General features: G+C 72.0%; 15 protein-coding genes. 4 read left to right on the plus strand and 11 right to left on the minus strand.

Annotated elements, in window-relative coordinates; genetic code table 11:
* Positions 1-75: 75 nt before the first annotated feature.
* Entirely contained in the window at positions 76-1,620 is a 1,545-nt protein-coding gene (locus OHA34_RS12665; protein ID WP_285941334.1) for a long-chain-fatty-acid--CoA ligase, read from the plus strand.
* Positions 1,621-1,697: 77 nt separating this feature from the next.
* Here OHA34_RS12665 and OHA34_RS12670 read toward each other — a convergent pair whose 3' ends face one another.
* From OHA34_RS12670 to OHA34_RS12680, 3 genes are all read right to left on the minus strand, one after another.
* Entirely contained in the window at positions 1,698-3,719 is a 2,022-nt protein-coding gene (locus OHA34_RS12670; RefSeq protein ID WP_329521700.1) for a glycosyltransferase family protein, read from the minus strand.
* Between the two features lie 146 nt (positions 3,720-3,865).
* Positions 3,866-5,110, minus strand: a complete 1,245-nt coding sequence (locus OHA34_RS12675) for a cytochrome P450 (RefSeq protein WP_285941338.1) — start codon at positions 5,108-5,110, stop codon at positions 3,866-3,868.
* 116 nt (positions 5,111-5,226) lie between these two features.
* Entirely contained in the window at positions 5,227-6,114 is an 888-nt protein-coding gene (locus OHA34_RS12680; RefSeq protein WP_329521701.1) for an alpha/beta fold hydrolase, read from the minus strand.
* A 132-nt stretch (positions 6,115-6,246) separates the two neighbouring features.
* Between OHA34_RS12680 and OHA34_RS12685 the strand changes: the two genes are divergently transcribed.
* Positions 6,247-6,930 carry a hypothetical protein gene (locus OHA34_RS12685; RefSeq protein WP_329521702.1) on the plus strand — a complete coding sequence of 228 codons (684 nt, stop codon included), beginning with the start codon at positions 6,247-6,249 and terminating at the stop codon, positions 6,928-6,930.
* A gap of 76 nt (positions 6,931-7,006) precedes the next feature.
* Here OHA34_RS12685 and OHA34_RS12690 read toward each other — a convergent pair whose 3' ends face one another.
* From OHA34_RS12690 to OHA34_RS12705, 4 genes are all read right to left on the minus strand, one after another.
* Positions 7,007-8,272 (minus strand): class I SAM-dependent methyltransferase, encoded by a 1,266-nt coding sequence (locus OHA34_RS12690; RefSeq protein ID WP_285941343.1) that lies wholly within the window; start codon positions 8,270-8,272, stop codon positions 7,007-7,009.
* An 87-nt stretch (positions 8,273-8,359) separates the two neighbouring features.
* Positions 8,360-9,727, minus strand: coding sequence for an FAD-binding oxidoreductase (locus tag OHA34_RS12695; protein ID WP_285941344.1), 1,368 nt, complete (start codon positions 9,725-9,727; stop codon positions 8,360-8,362).
* A gap of 240 nt (positions 9,728-9,967) precedes the next feature.
* Positions 9,968-10,480 carry a DUF1707 and DUF4870 domain-containing protein gene (locus tag OHA34_RS12700; RefSeq protein WP_285941345.1) on the minus strand — a complete coding sequence of 171 codons (513 nt, stop codon included), beginning with the start codon at positions 10,478-10,480 and terminating at the stop codon, positions 9,968-9,970.
* Between the two features lie 143 nt (positions 10,481-10,623).
* Positions 10,624-11,541 (minus strand): polysaccharide deacetylase family protein, encoded by a 918-nt coding sequence (locus OHA34_RS12705; protein WP_329521703.1) that lies wholly within the window; start codon positions 11,539-11,541, stop codon positions 10,624-10,626.
* 151 nt (positions 11,542-11,692) lie between these two features.
* Between OHA34_RS12705 and OHA34_RS12710 the strand changes: the two genes are divergently transcribed.
* Positions 11,693-12,064 carry a hypothetical protein gene (locus OHA34_RS12710; RefSeq protein WP_285941349.1) on the plus strand — a complete coding sequence of 124 codons (372 nt, stop codon included), beginning with the start codon at positions 11,693-11,695 and terminating at the stop codon, positions 12,062-12,064.
* Positions 12,065-12,300: 236 nt separating this feature from the next.
* Here the strand turns inward: OHA34_RS12710 and OHA34_RS12715 are convergent, their stop codons facing one another.
* Complete coding sequence (locus OHA34_RS12715) at positions 12,301-13,371, minus strand: DUF4192 domain-containing protein (RefSeq protein WP_285941350.1); 1,071 nt, start codon at positions 13,369-13,371, stop codon at positions 12,301-12,303.
* 64 nt (positions 13,372-13,435) lie between these two features.
* Positions 13,436-13,933: a phosphoribosyltransferase gene (locus tag OHA34_RS12720; RefSeq protein ID WP_329521704.1), complete on the minus strand. Its 498-nt coding sequence runs from the start codon at positions 13,931-13,933 to the stop codon at positions 13,436-13,438.
* Positions 13,934-14,138: 205 nt separating this feature from the next.
* Between OHA34_RS12720 and OHA34_RS12725 the strand changes: the two genes are divergently transcribed.
* Positions 14,139-16,295, plus strand: a complete 2,157-nt coding sequence (locus OHA34_RS12725; RefSeq protein WP_285941420.1) for an ATP-dependent DNA helicase — start codon at positions 14,139-14,141, stop codon at positions 16,293-16,295.
* A gap of 137 nt (positions 16,296-16,432) precedes the next feature.
* Here OHA34_RS12725 and OHA34_RS12730 read toward each other — a convergent pair whose 3' ends face one another.
* Together OHA34_RS12730 and OHA34_RS12735 are read right to left on the minus strand one after the other, a co-directional pair.
* A complete protein-coding gene (locus tag OHA34_RS12730; RefSeq protein ID WP_329521705.1) occupies positions 16,433-16,870 on the minus strand; it encodes a pyridoxamine 5'-phosphate oxidase family protein in 438 nt (145 codons plus the stop codon).
* 117 nt (positions 16,871-16,987) lie between these two features.
* Positions 16,988-18,199 (minus strand): pyridoxal phosphate-dependent aminotransferase, encoded by a 1,212-nt coding sequence (locus tag OHA34_RS12735; RefSeq protein WP_329521706.1) that lies wholly within the window; start codon positions 18,197-18,199, stop codon positions 16,988-16,990.
* Positions 18,200-18,264: the final 65 nt, after the last annotated feature.

Genomic DNA, 18,264 nt, shown 5'->3' on the forward strand with positions numbered 1-18,264 from the left:
CACCAGGATGTGGCCAGCGATTCATACACTCGTCGGTAACAACCGCTGGTGAACCATCCCCGCGCGAGGAGAGCCATGCTCAACCTGTCGGTCCTGCTTGAGGATGCCGCCCGGGAGACGCCCGACCGCGACGCCGTCGTCTTCGGCGACATGCGGCTCTCGTACTCCTTCGTCGACTCGATCGCCAACCAGGTCGCCAACCTGCTCCGGTCGCGCGGCATCGGCCCGGGCGACAAGGTCGCGCTCTCCTCGCCGAACCTGCCCTACTTCCCGATGATCTACTTCGGCGCGCTCAAGGCCGGCGCGATCGTCGTCCCACTGAACGTGCTGCTCAAACCACGCGAGATCGCCTACCACCTGGCCGACTCCGACGCCAAGGCGCTGTTCTGCTTCGAGGGCGCCCCGCAGCTCCCGCTGGGCGAGATGGGCAAGGCCGGGTTCGACCAGGCCGACGGCTGCGAGCACTTCTTCCTGCTCCCGGCGAGCCTGGCCACCATCGAGTCCCCGATCGAGGGCGCCGAGCTGTTCTGGGCGGCGCTGGCGGGCCAGCCCGGCACCTTCGACGCGGAGCCGACCGAGGCCACCGACACCGCCGTGATCATCTACACCAGCGGCACCACCGGGCAGCCCAAGGGCGCCGAGCTGACGCACGGCAACCTGCTGACCAACGCGATGGTGGACGACACCCTGTTCGCCAGGACGCTGCACGACACCTCGCTGGTGACGCTGCCGCTATTCCACATCTTCGGGCAGACCTGCGTGATGAACGTGGGCTTCTACCGGCGGGCCACGCTGGTCATGCAGGCGAGGTTCGACGCCAAGGAGGCCATCGCGCTGATGGTCAAGGAGAAGGTGAACGTCTTCGCGGGCGTGCCCACCATGTACTGGGGCCTGCTCAACGACGACACCTCGGCCGAGGACCTGGCGGCCGTCCGGGAGAACCTGCGGGTGGCCGTCTCGGGCGGCGCGGCGCTGCCGATGGAGGTCATCAAGGGCATCAAGGACAAGTTCGGCGAGGACATCCTGGAGGGGTACGGACTGTCGGAGACCTCGCCGGTCGCCTCGTTCAACCGGCCCGACCGGCCCATCAAGCCGGGGTCGATCGGCCTGCCGATCTGGGGCGTGGAGATGAAGCTCATCGACGACGACTGGAAAGAGGTCGAGGGCGAGGGGCCGGGCGAGATCGCCGTCCGCGGGCACAACATCATGAAGGGCTACTACAACCGGCCCGAGGCCACCGCCGACGCCCTCCGCGACGGCTGGTTCCGGACCGGCGACGTGGCCCGCCGCGACGACGAGGGCTACTACTTCATCATCGACCGCTCCAAGGACATGATCCTCCGCGGCGGCTACAACGTGTACCCGCGCGAGCTGGAAGAGGTCCTGCTGACCCACCCGCAGGTCTCGCTGGTCGCGGTGGTGGGCGTCCCGCACGACACCCACGGCGAGGAGATCAAGGCGTACGTGATCCGCACCCCGGACGCCACGGTCACCGAGGACGAGCTGATCGCCTGGGGCAGGGAGCAGTTCGCCGCCTACAAGTACCCCCGGATCGTGGAGTTCCGCGACGAGCTGCCGATGACCGCCACCGGCAAGATCCTCAAGCGCGAGCTGCGCTGACCCGAGGCACCGCCCGGGCCCGGACGGCGGCGGCGATCACACTGCGCCGCCGCCGCCGTCGCTGCCGGCGGCGGCCGTCAGAACAGGACGTGCTCCTCGGCGAGGCCGTAGAACGCGAGCCGGCTGTCGGCGAGCAGTTCGAGGTCGCTCGGCCGCCAGGTGTGCCGGGTCGCGTCCGCGTGCCGGATGGTGATGAACGAGAACCGGTCCGCCGCGTACACCCGCACTCCGTCGGCGCGCAGCCGCCGGAACAGGTCGGTGTCCTCGCCGCGTCCGAGGTCGGCGAACCGGTAGGCGCGGATGAGGTCGCCCTCCCCCAGCAGCGCGCCGCCGCGCAGCACGTCCACGTACCGGTGCTCGTGCTCGGGATAGCGCAGCAGGGTCGCGCCGATCGAGGCGAGGTGGGCGTAGTGGGCGAGCTTCCCGACCACGCCCGCGTCGGTGTAGGAGAAGGCGGGCAGCAGGTCGGACAGGTAGTGCGGGCCGTACAGCTCGTCGTCGTCGATCTTGCCGAGGTGGGTCCCGTCGGCGGCGTCGATCGCGAGGTTGAGGCAGCCGCCGAGCGAGACCGAGCGGTCCGCCGCGATCACCACGACGTCGTCGACGCCCGCCGCGAGCGCCCGCTTCTCCACGTCCGCGGGGTCGAGGCCCAGCCCGTGCAGCACCAGGACGAGCTGCAAGGGCCGCCACGTCTGGCGCGCTGCCTGCTCGATGGCCGGGCCGATCTGCTCGGGACGGCAGGTCGGCAGGAGCAGCGAGACGGCCGGACGCTCCGCCTCGGCGAAGTGCGCCTCCCCGCCAGGGCGTTCCTCGTCCAGCATCCGCAGCACGGTGTCGATCCGGTGCCGGTAGGTGTGCGCCTCATGGACGCTCCGCACCGCCAGGTGCGCCTGCCGGTCGCGCAGCTCGGGACCGTTCAGGAGCGCGCGCAGCAGCCTCGACGCGTCCTTGCCGTCACGCGCGACCGGCCCGAACGCGGGCGACGCGGCGGGTTCCCGGTGGTGGACTACCGGGACGCCCGCCGCCGCGGCCTCGACCGCCCGGCGCGGGTCCGGGGCGAGAAGCAGGCGGTAGCGCTTGCGCGCCGCGAGGGACGGACCGTACGGGAGCGGCGCCACGACCCGCTGGCGGTACATGTGCGGGAAGCCCGTCCCGTAGAAGTGGGCACCGAGGCGCGGCGCCGGGGCGATCAGTTGTTCGGCTGCGGCGTCGTACTCACCCTCGTACAGCAGCGGGTAGCGGCCCCGGTCCCCGGCTCTGACCGGGTTGTGCAGGCGGGGCTGCGCGGCGAACGGGAGCGCGTGGACGCGGTCGTGCCCGAGGCGTTCGCGGTGGGCCGGGACCGCGTCCGCGTCGACGGTGAAGACGTGGTCGAACAGCGCGGCGTCGGCGCTGAGGCCAGGGCCGGTGTCCCAGTACACCGACGGGACGCCGCGGTCGCGGCACCAGCGGGCCAGGTCGGCGATCGGGAGCCCGGTCGCGACGGGTTCGACGAGCAGCAGGCCGGGGCGTTCGGCCTCGAAGACCTCGCGCCAGTCGTCCGCGCCGAACCCGGAGACCTGCCGCCACTCGTACCGGAGCGAGGCCTCCAGGACCGGGCCGAGCACCACCGCCGCGGTGAGCCCCGGCCGGGCGACCGGGCCCTCGGGCACCTCGGCGGCGGGGACGTCGAGCGACTCGGTGTCGGCGACCTTGACCTCGGGGTGCCGCGGCGGACGGCGCTCGGCGGGCGGCTCGGGCGGCTCCGGTTCGGCCCGCAAGGCGCCGCGCAGCCGCCGGAACGACGCGGGCGAGGCCGGGCGCGCGCGGAACGCGGTGAGCGCGCCGCCCAGCCGCGCCCAGCGCCGCGTCGCCAGCGCGGCGATCTGCCATTCGGCCAGCTCGGCGCGGTGCTCCTGCGCGGCCCGCTCGCGGTCGAGGTCGCCGATGCGGCGGGCGGCGTCGGTGAGCGCGCCGGTGAGGCGGGCGATCTGGCGGTCGCGTTCGTCCCGCTCGTTCTCCAGCTCGGCGAGGCGCAGCCGCACGGCCGAGTTGTCGGCCGCCAGCAGGTCGCCCCGCGCCCGCAGCCCGGCGAGCTCGGCGGGGTCGGTCTCGGTCACAGGGCACTCCCGGGCGGGCGGTCGACGGCCGAACGCCGTCGCTTCGACGCGTCCACGCTAGAGCAGCGCCGCCCGTTCGCCGAGGATCTCGCCGCCCTGCCTCCGAGTGTTCACCCGCGCGTCGACCGGACGGGCCCGCCCGGCGGTCAGAGCGCGTACGGCAGGCGCTTGATGCCGTTGATGAAGTTGGACTCCAGGCGCTCGGGCTCGCCGTCGGCGCGGATGCCGGGGTGGCGGCGCAGCAGCTCCCGGAACATCACGGTGATCTCGCGGCGGGCCAGGTGCGCGCCGAGGCAGAAGTGCGGTCCGGGGCCGCCGAAGCCCACGTGCGGGTTCGGGTCGCGCAGGATGTCGAACCGCTCGGGTTCGGTGAAGACGGTCTCGTCGCGGTTGGCCGACCCGTAGTAGAGGAGGAGCTTGTCGCCCTCCTTGACCTCGTGGTCGTTCAGCATGGTGTCGCGGGTGACGGTGCGCCGCATCCAGATCACCGGCGAGACGTACCGGACGATCTCCTCCACCGCGCCGGGCATCCGGGCGTCGAAGCCGGCGGTGAGCAGGGCGCGCTGCGCGGGCTCGCGGGTGAACAGGTCCAGGCCGTGCGCGATGGCGTTGCGGGTGGTCTCGTTGCCCGCCACGACCAGCAGGATGAAGAACGAGCCGAGCTCCTGGTCGGTCAGCGACTCGCCGTCGATATTGGCGTTGACCAGCGCGGAGATGAGGTCGTCGGCGGGGTCCCGGCGACGCTCGCGGCCGATCTCCTCCACCAGGTCCTTGAGCGTCTGGCCCGCGGTGAGCAGGGCCAGCGCGTGCTGCTCGACGTCGCCGGTGGGCAGGAACTCGGCGTCGTTGCCGGCCAGGATCACGTTGGTGGCCTCGAGCACCGCGCGGTAGTGCTCGGCGCCGATCCCCATCATGTCGCAGATGATCTTCAGTGGGAGCCGGGCCGCGACGTCGGCGACGAAGTCGCCGGTGCCGTCGGCGCCGAGCCGCTCGGCGAGCCCGCCGGCGACCGCCTCGACCTGGTCCTCGAACCGCTGGATCATGCGCGGCGAGAAGGCCCGGGAGACGATCCGCCGGATCTTGGCGTGCCGGGGGTCGTCCATGCTGATCAGCGAGCCGAAGTACTCGTGCATGTCGCCGGGCATGTCCGGGATGCTGATGGCGCCCTTGCCCGAGCAGAAGTCCTGCGGGCGCCGGGACGCCTCGACGACGTCGGCGTGCCGGGTGAGCGCGTAGTAGCCCGGCCCCTTCGGCGCGATGATGATGTCGGGTTCCTCGAAGCGGATGAGCCCGGGCTCGTACCGCAGGATCCGGAACGCCGCGTGCCGCTCGTCCGGCGGGCGCCTCCAGAAACCCCAGTCCGTCAGGTCGATGTCCTCGACGCTCGGCATCACGCGACCCCCGCTGAATAGAATGGGATTCGGTTTACCTGAACCATCTCAAAGGAGAGCGGCACGCGGAGCCTGATCCCGGGTGACGCGCATCACATTCGAGTGCCCGGTGCGGCTCAGACGGCGATCCAGTGCATGATGAGGCGGCCGACCTCGGCGGGCCGGTCCAGGTGCAGGAAGTGGCCGCCGCCGGGCACGATCTCGGCGCGCGACCCCTCCGGCAGGAAGGCGAGCACCGCGTCCGGCCCGCCTCCCCGCATCACCGTGTCCGCCCCCAGGCAGCCGTCGTCGGCGCCGTGCAGGTAGAGGATCGGGCGCTCCCACTCCCCCGTGGTCGCCGCCTCCTCGGCCGCGTACCGCTCCACGAGCCGCGACGGGTCGAGCATGGCCCGGTAGTAGCCGATCGCCGCCGCGATGTTCGCGGGCGCGGCCAGGCAGTCCATCACGTGCCCGACGTCCTCGGACGCCTCGTACCCGGGCGACCAGTCGCGCCACAGCCCCTCGACGAACGTCCGGTCCAGCGCCATCTCCGCCAGCGGCGTCTGGAACAGGAACATGTAGAACGACCGCTTGAGCTGCTCGTAGTCGAGGAAGGTGTTCACCATCGCGGTGATCGGCGGGACGGCGAGCGCGACCACCTTGCGCCAGCGTCCGGGCGCGTGCCCGGCCGCACCATAGGTGGCGAACGCGCCCCAGTCGTGCCCGATGAGCACCGCGTCCGGGCCGCCGCCGAGCACCTCGTGCAGCGCGACCGCGTCGGCCGCCAGCGCCCCGCCCTGGTAGGCGCCGTCCTCGGGCACGGCGGTCGGGGCGTAGCCGCGCATGAACGGCGCGACCACCCGGTAGCCCGCCCCGGCGAGCAGCGGCATCAGGTGCCGCCAGGTGTGCGCCGAGTCGGGGAAGCCGTGCAGGCACAGCGCCAACGGGCCGTCCTCCGGCCCCGCCGCCAGGTAGGCGAACTCCAGCCCGTTCGCGGTGACCGTTCCAGTCGTGATCTCAGCCATGTCGATCTCCGTCATGTCCGGTGCGTCTCCTCGCCGGCCGGTGGCGCGGTCGTGGTGTACGTCACCCTTCTGAGGGCCAACCAAATTACAGTTCCACGCATCTTCTCCACACAGGCCTGCGAAAGGAACCCCATGACCGTCAGCCGGGCTGTGGCCCGCACGCTCGCCGGAGGCCTGACCGCGCTCTCCCTGACCGCGTGCCTGGGCGTCCGGGAGCCGGAGACGGCCGCCCCGCCGGCGAGCCCGCCCGGCACCGCCGCGCCGGAGACCACGCCCCCCGCACAGGCGGCGCCGAGCGGCTGGAAGACCGTCGGCGGGCCGGACAACGGCGTGCGCATCTCCATCCCGGAGGGCTGGGTTGACATCGCGATCTCCAACGGCGAGGCCGCCTCCGGGCTCGACCGGCTCGGGCTGAAGGGCGCCGACCGGGAGGTCATGATGCGCAGCATCTCCCAACTCCAGGAGCGCAAGGGCGTCTTCGCGGTCCTGGCCGCCTCGACGGAGACGCCCTTCGCCACGAACGTGAACGCGCTGTGCACCCCCTCGGGCGGCGCGACCCTGGAGCAGGTCAAGGCCGCCACCCGGACGGGCCTCCAGCAGATCGGCGCGAGGAACGTCCAGGCCACCACCGCCACCATCGGCGGCCGTCCCGGCGTCCGCGCCACCTACGAGATGGCGTCCGCGCTGGGCACGCTGTCCGGCCACCAGGGACAGGTCCCCGACGGCGACCGCACCTGCACGGTGACGGTGACCGCCAAGCAGGGCGCGATGCCCGCGAGCACCGGCGACATCCTGAACACGATGGAGCTCCTCTGAGCCCGTCCCCTGGACGTACGACGGCGGGCGGCGGACCGGGTTCCGGTCCGCCGCCCGCCGTTCACCTCACGCGCGCTCAGGGCCCCCAGTCGGGACGCAGCGGCATGTGCGAGAGGCCGTCGTCGCCGACCTTCACGCCGAGGGTCTGGTGCAGCTGGATCCAGTTCTGCTCGAAGCCGAGCGCGGAACCGGCCATGTACACCCGCCACACCCGGGCGATGCCGTCGCCGACCTCGGCCACCGCCTCGTCCCAGTTCTCGTCCAGATTGCGGCACCAGCCGAGCAGCGTTCTGGCGTAGTGCTCGCGCAGGCTCTCCTGGTGCCGGATCTCGAAGCCCGCGTCGTTCATCTGCGACTGGATGTAGCCGGGCCCCTCCAGCTCACCGTCCGGGAACACGTACCGGTTGATGAAGCCGTTCTGCTTCATCGCGGGCGCCAGGTTGTCGGGACGGGTGATGGTGTGGTTGAGCATCCGGCCGCCCGGCTTCAGCTTCCCGTACAGGAACGAGAAGTACGCGGGAAGGTTGCCCTTGCCGATGTGCTCGGTGAGCCCGATGGAGCTGACCGCGTCGAAGCCGGTCTCGGTCACGTCCCGGTAGTCCATGTGCCGGACCTCGGCCAGCTCCGACAGCCCCCGGTCGGCGATGGCCTTCTGCGCCCACTCCGCCTGCTGCTTGGAGAGCGTGACGCCGAGCGCCTTCACCCCGTAGTGCTCGGCGGCGTGCATGACCATGCCGCCCCAGCCGCAGCCCACGTCCAGCAGCCGCATCCCCGGCTTGAGGCCGATCTTGCCGGCCACCAGGTCGTGCTTGTAGTACTGCGCCTCCTCAAGGGTGGAGTTCTCCTCGGGATAGCAGGCACAGGTGTAGGCCATCGACGGTCCCAGCACCATCTCGTAGAACGCGTTGGACACGTCGTAGTGGTGCGAGATCGCCTTGGCGTCGCGCCGCTTGGAGTGCCGGAGCCAGGTCGGCACGCGGCTGAACGGCGCCTCCTGCGGCGGCGGGTCCAGCCGCCGGCTGAGCGCGCCGCGCAGCAGCGGATCGCCCAGCACCGCGCCGAGGATCCGCCCCTTGTCGCGCGCCGTCACATCGCCGAGGACCTGCTGCATCGTCGACAGCGCGGTGTACATGTCACCGCTGACGTCGATCATGCCGCTGACGTACGCGCGCGCGAGTCCGAGCGCCCCTGGCGAATGCACCAGGTAGGACACCGCGTACGGCGAACGCACGTCGAACCTGATGTCGGCGCCGCTCACCCCCGCGCGCGAGCCGTCGTAGGCCGCGAACTCCACTGGCGCCTCAGCCCCGGCTAGCTGCTCGAAGACCCTGGCCAGCGTCATCTTGCTCCTCCTGTCTCTCCGCCCCGGCGGGGCGATGGGTTCCCCATCGGCCCCGACCAGGGCCCTCCCCCCGATACCGCGGGCGTTTCAGCGCCCGCGCACGCACTTGTCGTAGAGGTCCAGCAGCCGCTCGTCGGGGTCGTACGACGACTTGAGCCGCCGATAGGTTTCCCCGTCGTAGTACCGCCAGAACTCGTCCCGGCCGTAAAAAGCCGTCGAGTAGAGCGACTTGTGCCCGTCCAGGGCCGCCACCTCACGCTCGATCAGCCGGTTGTGGTACTCCGGGATCTGCCCTGGAGGCAGCCGCACCGTCCCCCAGAAGCCCACGTTCACATACGTCCGGCCCGGCTCCAGCGGGTAGAGCGGCCAGCGCTCCCGGGCCCGCAGCGGGCACAGCCAGATCGGGCTCATCCCGACCTTGGCGTGGAAGAACTCCAGGAACTCGGGCAGCCGCTCGACCGGCACCTCGATGTCCTGGATGACGTCCTCGCGGGGCCGCAGCCCCCGCCACCGCTCCACCCGCGCCACGACCTGGTAGCGGCGGTCGTAGGCCACCAGCTTCCGGTAGACGTCCGACCGCTTGGCCTTATCCGGCCACACCCGCCGCACGAGCGGGTTCTGCACCCCGAACGCGCCCGAGCACCAGAACCAGTCGGTGTCCCAGCGCCAGATGTAGTCGCGGACGGTCAGGAAGTCGACCGACCGCTCCTGGATGGACCGGTAGTAGATCCCCTGCCCGGTGTACTCGGAGGTGTACGGCGCGGTGTCGGCGAAGAACCCGAGCGTGATGTACTGCTCGCGCGGGCCGAAGACCGTGCCGTCCATGAAGTCGACGGTCTCGCCCTCGTACACCCCGCTGTCGGTGATCTCCGCCATCGCCCGCGCGCACGTCTCGGCGTCGTCGAAGCGCAGGTGCCGCACCCGGACGTACGACTTGACCCGGCGGAGCTCGATCTTGAGCCGCACGCTGTAGCCGAGCGTCCCGTAGGAGTTGGGGAACCCGTAGAACAGGTCCGCGTGCTCGTTGTCGCGCGTCGCGGTGACGACCCGGCCGCCGCCCGTCAGCACGTCCATCTCCAGGACGCCCTCGTGCGGCAGCCCGTCGCGGAACGAGGTGGACTCGATCCCGAGGCCGGTGACCGCACCGCCCAGCGTGATCGTCTTGAGCTGCGGCACCACCGTCGGCATCAGCCCGTGCGGGAGGGTCGCGTCCACCAGGTCCTCGTAGGTGGTCATCCCCTGGACCTCGGCCGTGCGCGCGTCGGCGTCGACGCTCAGCACCTTGTCGAAGCCGGACACGTCCAGCCCCGGCGCGTCCGAGGGGTCCCGCCACCGGAACAGGTTCGAGGTCCGCTTGGCCAGCCGCACCGGCGAACCCGCCGGAATCGCCGCGTACGACCGCTCGAGCGCCTCGACCGCCCGCTGGTGATCACCGTTGATCAGAAGCTCCGTCATCTACCCCTCCCGGACACAGTAAATCGATCATCCCATGTATCTTCCACATAACTAGGACGTTAGGGTCATCACAGGTCGCGAGGGGAATAAAGCGATAGGCGAAAACCGAGAGGCCGCCTCCGCGCGTGCAGCGCGGGACAGCCCCAGCCCCTGACGACCGCGGCCCCCCGCGGTCATATCAGCCTTTCCTCGATGCCTCCCCGCGACACCCCGCCATCGTCCGAACCCGCCGCCCCCGGGCTACTTCACCAGCCGCAGGATCCACGGATAGCGGAAGTCCTGCCCGCTCAGCGCCATCAGCGCCGCGATGCCCGCCGCGATCCACGTCACCGCGTACAGGATCCCGCCGAGCCCGAACGTCACGATCGTGACCACCAGCACCGTCAGCTGGAAGTTCACCGCCTCCGCCGCGTGCCGGCGCACGTACTCCGACCGCCTGCCGCTCAGCAGCATCAGCACCAGCGGCCCCACGAACAGCGTGACGTACCCGATCCCGTGCGCGACCGCGGCCAGCATCCGGTCCTCCCCGCTCACCGCCTCGGCCGGCCGCCGGTCCGGCTCCGGCGGCACCAGGTCCCTGCACACCACCGCGAGGTCCGACCGGGTCTTGGCCGTCATGGCCAGGTGCATGCGCATCTCGAACTCTTCATGATCGACGCGCCCGTCCGCGTACGCCTCCTGAAGCCGCTGGATGACCGGTTCCCGTTCGGCGTCCGAGACCCGCAGGTCCCCCACCGTGTGGCTGCTGTCCATATCCCCCATCGTCGGCGCCCCGTCTTCCCGCTGCCATCGGGGAAGACCCTGACCCGCCCCTGAGATGCCCCTCCTCCCAAGCCCGGCGGCCCCGCCCACGCTCCCCCTGCGTCCCGCGACCCCCGGCCGGCAGACGTCCGGGATCAGCGATCCGCTGGGGCGGCTGTGCCCGGGGTCTCCGGAGACGGGGTCCTGGTCGGCGCCTTTCGGGGGGCCGGGCGCTGGATGTACTTCTTGCCCGGGGTCATCGGGTCGCCGTACAGCTCGGAGACGGTGACGAAGACGTAGCCCTTGGCGGCGAGGCGCTTGATGATCCCGGGCACCGCCGCGACGGTGGTCGGGTGGATGTCGTGCATGAGCACGATGTAGCCGGGCCTGGTCGCGCGCACGACCTTGCGCTCCACGGCGGCGCTGTTGCGGATCTTCCAGTCGAGCGGGTCGACCGTCCACAGGACCTGGGCCAGCCCCAGCCGCTTGGTGGCGGCGGCCAGCTTGGGCCCGGTGGACCCGTACGGCGGCCTCATCAGCCTGGGCGAGACGCCGCCGGCCCGCTGGATCGCGTGCTGGGTCCGGGTCAGCTCCGACATGATCTTCGTGGTGGAGGCGCGGCCGAGGTCGGCGTGCGTGTAGCTGTGGTTGCCGAGCTCGTGCCCTTCGGCGTGCTCGCGGCGGACGAGCGCGGGGTAGGTCCCGGCGTTCCCGCCGACCATGAAGAAGGTGGCCTTGACCTTGCGCTCGGCGAGGATGTCCAGCAGCTTGGCGGTGCTGTTCATCGGGCCGTCGTCAAAGGTCAGCGCGACGCACTTCGCCCGCCCGCAGTCGACCGGCGGCGGCGTGGGCTTGGGCGGCGGTGCCGCCTCGCCCTCGCCGCGGCCGCTCACCAGGACGCCGGAGCCCGAGCCTGGGCCGGCCCCGGCCGCCGCCGTCGTCGTCGTGGCGGGGGCCATCGTGCTCAGCCAGCCGCAGACCGCCGCCGCGACGACCGCGGCGGACCATCGCCGGGCCAGGCCCGCCCCGTGCCGCGCGTCCATGAACGCCCCCTCGCCCCGCTTGTTGATCACTCGAGTCCGCCAGTTTAGGGCTGGACCACCCCCCGCCCACCGGACAACGGGGCTGTGTCGGGGAACCCGCGCGCGGGGAAGGATCGTTATGGTCGTACACGCACGGTGACTCCGGGATCCGCCCGGGGCTGGCAGACGACGGAGCAACGCGATGAGGTTCCGGGACCGCTTCGGGATCCGCAAGAACCGCGGGTCCACGGTGACCAGGCTCGACCGCGAGGCCACCGACTCCGACATCGAGGCCCTGATCGCGTTCGCCCGCTCCCGCCCCGGCGTCGAGTTCTATGTGGAGCCCGAGACCTTCGCCACCGACACCACCGCCGTCGCCGTCGCCACCGACGGCGAGTGGACCCGCCGCCGGGTCGGCTCCCCCAAGGTCATCGGCAAGGTCGCGCGCGACCTCGCGCTGCCGATCTACGACGTCCAGATCGTCGGCTACCCGCCGCGCATGCGCGCCTGGAACGACCGCAACCGAGACCGCCGCATCGACCCGGGCACCCCCGGCGAGGCCGTCTCCTCCTGACAGCCCGAGTCCGCGCGAGCTCGGCCTGGTCCTCAACACCGCCGTGCTGTGGACCACCCGCTGCCCGAGGTCGGCCGGCCGCCGAGATCGACTGATGGGGCCGCTGCCGACGGGCCCCCTGCCGAACGCCGGCCGGCGTTCCTGAGGTGATGAGGGACGCGGTGACGGATCGATGGCGCGGACGTGGGTGGCCCGGCATCCGGGCAAGGGGTGGTCGGGAGATGCCGGGCTCTGGGTCAGCCGGCCTTATGGGTCTCCTCTCCGGGGGAGCCGTCCCCCTGGTCGGTGTAGGCGGCTGCCAGTTGTTCGGGGGTCATGCGCATCTGGGCCTGGGACGGGGGGATGCCGGCGGCGATGACCTCCCGGAGCAGGAACGCCATCGAGTAGCGGGGGTCGGCGTCGCAGGCGCGGTCGAGGGCGATGTTGGCCAGGCCGCCGTCACCGGCCGAGTAGGCGGCGAACGCCAGCAGGCACGCGGGGGCCGCGGCGTAGGGGCGTTCGACGCGGCGCAGAATGTCGCGCCAGAACGCGATGTCGGCGCCGGGGGCGTCCTGGTCGACGCGTATCCAGGCCTCGTCGCGGACGCGCAGGCTGGTCAGCAGGACGCCGAGCCAGGCGGTCTCGTCGTGGCTCGGGGGGCCGTCGCGGGTGCGGGCCAGCAGGCCGGGCAGCAGGGCCAGGCCCTCTTGGGAGAGGCGGGACTGGATCTGGGCGTGGCCGAGACCGTCGCGCGCCCAGTTCAGGAAGCGCCGCTCGGCCCGGCCCGTGGCGGCCCGCATGGCGGTGCGGACGAGGCCGCCGACGGGCTCGACGGAGCGGACGAGTTCGGCCCGGTCGGCGAGGGCCACCTGCCCGGCGAAGGTGGCCTGGGCGGCGATGGCGCTGCCCGAGCTGTCGTACGGCGTGCCGCCGGGCGGGCAGCAGGTCTCGTCGGGGCAGGTGAGGGACCACCAGCGGCCGTCCGCGATCCGGATGGCCTCGGGGACGGCGAGGCCCCGTGCCTCCAGGGCAGCGCTCATCGGGCCGACGGCGAGGGCGACCTCGTCGGCCGGCCCGTAGCCGAGCAGCAGGGCGCCGCGAAAGGCGTTGCCCGCGAGCATGGCGGCGACCCGTTCGGCCGCCTCGCCGGTCAGCTCGGCGGAGGGCAGGTCGAGGCGGATCGCGCAGGTCTGGTGGGGACCGGAGAAACCGATCACGACGAGGCTGCGGGACGGGTGGAAGCCCAGCAGGTAGGGGACGGCTGCGATGGCGTCTGGGGCGGTGCGGATCACCAGTGGTGTCGGGCCGCCTCCCGGCGTGGGATGCATGACTCGACGCTCGCAGGACCGCGGGGCCCCGGATACTGGAATCGCGTTCTGTGGATAACCGGGGTCAGGCGTCCAGCACCTGGTGCTCCGCGCTGACCACGGGCGGCTGCGTCGACCAGGGGAAATTGATCCAGCGGTCGGTGTGCTTCCACACGTACTCGGACTTCACCGACGAGTGAGGCTTCTGGTAGACCACCGCGCACCGGACGTCGGCGACGTGATCGGCACAGAAGTCCCTGACCAGCTTGAGGGTGGCGCCGGTGTCGGCCACGTCGTCGGCGACCAGCACCTTGGCGCCCGACAGGTCCACGGCGTTCGGCACCGGCGGGAGCATCACCGGCAGGTCGAGGCGCTGGTCCACGCCGGTGTAGAACTCCACGTTCATGACGTGCAGGTTCTTGACGTCCAGCGCGTAGCCGAGGGACCCGGCGACGAAGAGGCCGCCGCGCGCGATGGACAGGATCAGGTCCGGCCGGTAGCCGCTGTCGGCGACCTCCTGCGCCAGCTCACGGCTGGCCGTGCCGAACGACTCCCAGGTCAGGACTTCTCTTTCAGCAGACACGGCGTCTATTTTGACCGATCCGCGGCGGTGCCGGACACGCCGGGTCCGCGCGGCGCCCCCGCCGGGGCCGCCCCGCTCCGGGCGTCCGCGCGATCATGTGGCCCGGCTCATGGGTGCCGGGCGCGTTCGTCCTCCACGACCGGTAGCGTTGGCCGACGTGCCCGCCCCTGATCTGCTGACCGCCAGCGATACCCAGATTCCAGACATGGCGACCCTGCTGTCCGCCGCCGTCGAGGCCATCGGAGGGGCGGAACGTCCCGGGCAGGTGGAGATGGCCGAGGCCGTCCAGCAGGCGATCGGCTCTGGTGAGCACGTCGCCGCGCAGGCGGGCACGGGCACCGGCAAGTCGCTCGCCTACCTCGTCCCGGCGATCCGGCACGCGATGGACAAGCGCACCACCGTCGTGGTGTCGACCGCGACGATCGCGTTGCAGCGCCAGCTCGTCGACCGCGACCTGCCCCGGCTGGCCGAGGCCCTGCGCCCGCTGCTCGGCCGCGATCTGAAGTTCGCGATCCTCAAGGGCCGGCGCAACTACCTGTGCCTGCACCGGGTGCAGGCCGGGATGCCCGACGACCAGGAGGAGAGCGAGAGCCTGTTCGACCCGCAGCAGCTCTCGTCCCTCGGGCGGCAGGTCAAGCGGCTGAACGAGTGGGCCGAGGAGACCAGGACCGGCGACCGCGACGAGCTCGTCCCCGGCGTGAACGAGCAGGCGTGGCGGCAGGTGGCCGTCACCGCCAAGGAGTGCCTCGGCGCGACCCGCTGCCCGCAGGGCACCGAGTGCTTCGCCGAGCTGGCCCGCGCCGAGGCCGGCGAGGCGCACATCGTGGTCACCAACCACGCGCTGCTCGCGATCGACGCGCTGGAGGAGTTCCAGGTCCTGCCCGAGCACGACGTGGTGATCGTGGACGAGGCGCACGAGCTGGTCGACCGGGTCACCTCGGTCGCGACCGGCGAGCTGAGCGGGGCCGCGGTGGAGACCGCCGCGCGCCGCTGCGGACGGCTCGTCGAGGAGTCCGTCGCCGAGCGGCTGACGGAGTCGGCGGAGGGCCTCGGACTTCTCCTGGAGGACCACCCGGCGGGGCGCATGGACGTCCTGTCCCCCGCGATCGGCACCGCCCTCGCCGTCGCGCGCGACGCGGCGCACGCCTGCCTGACCGCCATCGGCCCGGAGAAGAAGGACACCGACCCGGGCGACATGGGCGCGCGCAAGGCCGCCCGGTCCTCGCTGAACGACCTGCACGACACGGCGGTGCGGCTGCTGGAGGCGTTCCAGCCCGAGATCTCCGCGCGGTCCGACGTCGTCTGGCTCGACAAGCCGTTCGTCCAGGACGGCCGGCCCCGGCGCCCGCCGACGCTCCGCGTGGCCCCGATCGGCGTCGGCGGCCTGCTGCGCACCACGCTGTTCGAGAAGCGCACCGCGATCCTGACCTCGGCGACCCTCACCCTGGGCGGCTCGTTCGAGCCGCTGGCCGTCCAGTGGGGCCTGCCGTCCCTCGGCGGACCGAGCGGCGCCGCCCGTCCCCGGCGGGGCGAGGACGGTGGCGCCCGCACGGCCGCCGAGGGCATCGCGACCACCGCGACCGACGACGCGGAGACCGGCGGCGGTGCGAGCGACGCCGCCGGCGGCGGCGGCGGCAAGGAGATCAGCTGGTCCGGGCTCGACGTCGGCTCCCCGTTCGACCATCCCAAGGCCGGGATCCTCTACGTCGCCCGCCACCTCCCCCAGCCCGGACGGGACGGCCTCGCCGACGCGTACCTGACCGAGATCACCGAGCTGATCGAGGCGGCGGGCGGACGGACGCTCGGGCTGTTCTCGTCCATGCGCGCCGCCCGGCAGGCCGCCGACGAGCTGAAGGACCACCTGTCCCATCCGCTGCTCTGCCAGGGCGAGGACTCCACGTCCCAGCTGGTGAAGCAGTTCGCCGCCGACGAGCGGACCTGCCTGTTCGGCACACTGTCGCTCTGGCAGGGCGTGGACGTGCCGGGTCCCGCGCTTCAGCTCGTCATCATGGACCGCATCCCGTTCCCCAGGCCGGACGACCCGATCGCCTCGGCGCGGCAGCGCGCGGTGGCCGCCCGCGGTGGCAACGGCTTCATGGCGGTGGCCGCCACGCACGCCGCGCTGCTGCTCGCCCAGGGAGCGGGCCGCCTGCTGCGCTCCATGAGCGACCGCGGCGTGGTCGCGATCCTCGACCCCCGCCTGGCGACGGCCCGCTACGGCGGCTTCCTCAAGACCTCGCTGCCCCCGTTCTGGGCGACGACCGACCCCGATACCGTGCGCGGCGCCCTCCGCCGCCTGGACGAGGCGGCCGGGCAGCCCGGCACGGGCCAGAACGGCGCAGGCAAGGACGAGGCAAGCTAGGGCGACGCGGCCTAAGACGGCGCGAGGTAGGGCGGGGACGACTAATAAGGGGCGGTCGGGCATGACGGCGACATCCGCACCGCCCCTGCCCCTACCTCCGCCCCTGACCCCACCGCCGCCACGACCGGACGGCGGGCTCAGTCGCGGTAGAGGCGGCGGCCGGTGATCTCCCCGGGGGTGAGGCGGACGCGGGCCTCGCGTTCGCCGCCCGGCCAGGGCACGACCTCGGCCGCGGTCTCGTCGTCGGACAGGTGGTGCGCGCCGCCGCGCAGCAGCACGCTCCAGCCCTCGTGCTCGGCGTCGTCGATGCGGTCGACCTCGAACGCGATCCGCACCTCGGCGCCGACGAGGCCCGTGGTCAGGCTCCAGTTCAGGCGTCCGCCGAGGCTGGTGCGGAACACCACCGCCTCGCCGTCCAGGACGTAGTTCACCGGGATGACGGTGGGGCCCTCCCCATCGTCGAACGCGACCCGGCCGACGCCGCCGGGGGCGATCAGCCGCAGGCACTCCTCGCGGTCCAGTTCCCGCAGTGCCGAACGTCCCGGCGCGCTTCCGGTCCCATCAGTTGTGTCCATCGTTCACCCCCGTCGCAAGTCTTCCCAGATTCGGGCCGTCCCACCGCTTTCCGGACGGTCCGGCCGACTCCGGCCCGGGGCCGGCCGCTCGAGGTCCGCCGCTCAGGGGTCCGCCGCTCAGGGGCGGCGCTTCTCCAGGAACTCGCCGATGCGGCCGATGGCCTCCTCCAGGTCCTCGGCGTACTGCAAAGTGACCACGCGGAAGTGGTCGGTGGCGGGCCAGTTGAAGCCGCTCCCCTGGACGACGAGGATCTTCTGCTGCTCCAGCAGCTCGAACGCGAACCGCACGTCGTCCTCGATCGGGTGCATCTCGGGATCGAGCCTCGGGAACACGTACAGGGCGCCCTCGGGGCGGGCGCAGCTCACCCCGGGCAGGTCGTTGAGCAGCTTCCAGGCGCTGTCGCGCTGCTCGCCGAGGCGTCCGGTCGGCAGGACCAGGTCGTCGATGCTCTGGTAGCCGCCGAGCGCGGCCTGGATCGCGTGCTGGCCCGGCACGTTCGGGCACAGCCGCATGTTGGCCAGGATGTCCAGGCCCTCGATGTAGGACGCGGCGTGCCCCTTCGGGCCCGACAGCGCCACCCAGCCGGAGCGGAACCCGGCGACCCGGTAGTTCTTGGACAGCCCGCCGAAGGTGAGGCAGAGCAGGTCGGGGGCGAGAGAGGCGATCGAGGTGTGCACCGCGTCGTCGTACAGGATCCGGTCGTAGATCTCGTCCGCGAAGATGATCAGGTTGCGGCGGCGGGCCACCTCGACGATCCGCTCCAGCACCGGGCGCGGGTAGACCGCGCCGGTCGGGTTGTTCGGGTTGATGATCACGATCGCCCGGGTGCGGTCGGTGATCTTCGCCTCGATGTCGTCCAGGTCGGGGGCCCAGCCCGCCTGCTCGTCGCACAGGTAGTGCACCGGCGTGCCGCCGCACAGCGAGGCCGACGCCGTCCACAGCGGGTAGTCCGGGGCCGGGATCAGCACCTGGTCGCCGTCGTTGAGCAGCGCCTGGAGCGTCATCACGATCAGCTCGGAGACACCGTTGCCGAGGTAGACGTCCTCCACGTCGAGCCCGGTGACGCCCTGGCCCTCGTAGCGCTGCACGATGGCGCGGCGCGCGGGCAGGATGCCCTTGGAATCGCTGTAGCCGTGCGCCTCCGGCAGGTTGCGGATCATGTCCTGGAGGAGCTCGGGCGGGGCCTCGAACCCGAACGGGGCGGGGTTGCCGATGTGCAGCTTGAGGATGCGCTGCCCCTCGGCCTCGAGCTGTTTGGCGCGCTTGAGCACCGGCCCGCGGATGTCATAACAGACGTTGCTGAGCTTTCCCGACTGGTTGACCTGCATGGACACACCATATCCGGGCGCGATCAGAGGTTTCCGCCGGTTTTGCGGACGCTGCGCGGCCCGGA

It is taken from the genome of Spirillospora sp. NBC_01491, from assembly GCF_036227065.1.
Lineage (GTDB): Bacteria > Actinomycetota > Actinomycetes > Streptosporangiales > Streptosporangiaceae > Spirillospora > Spirillospora xylanilytica.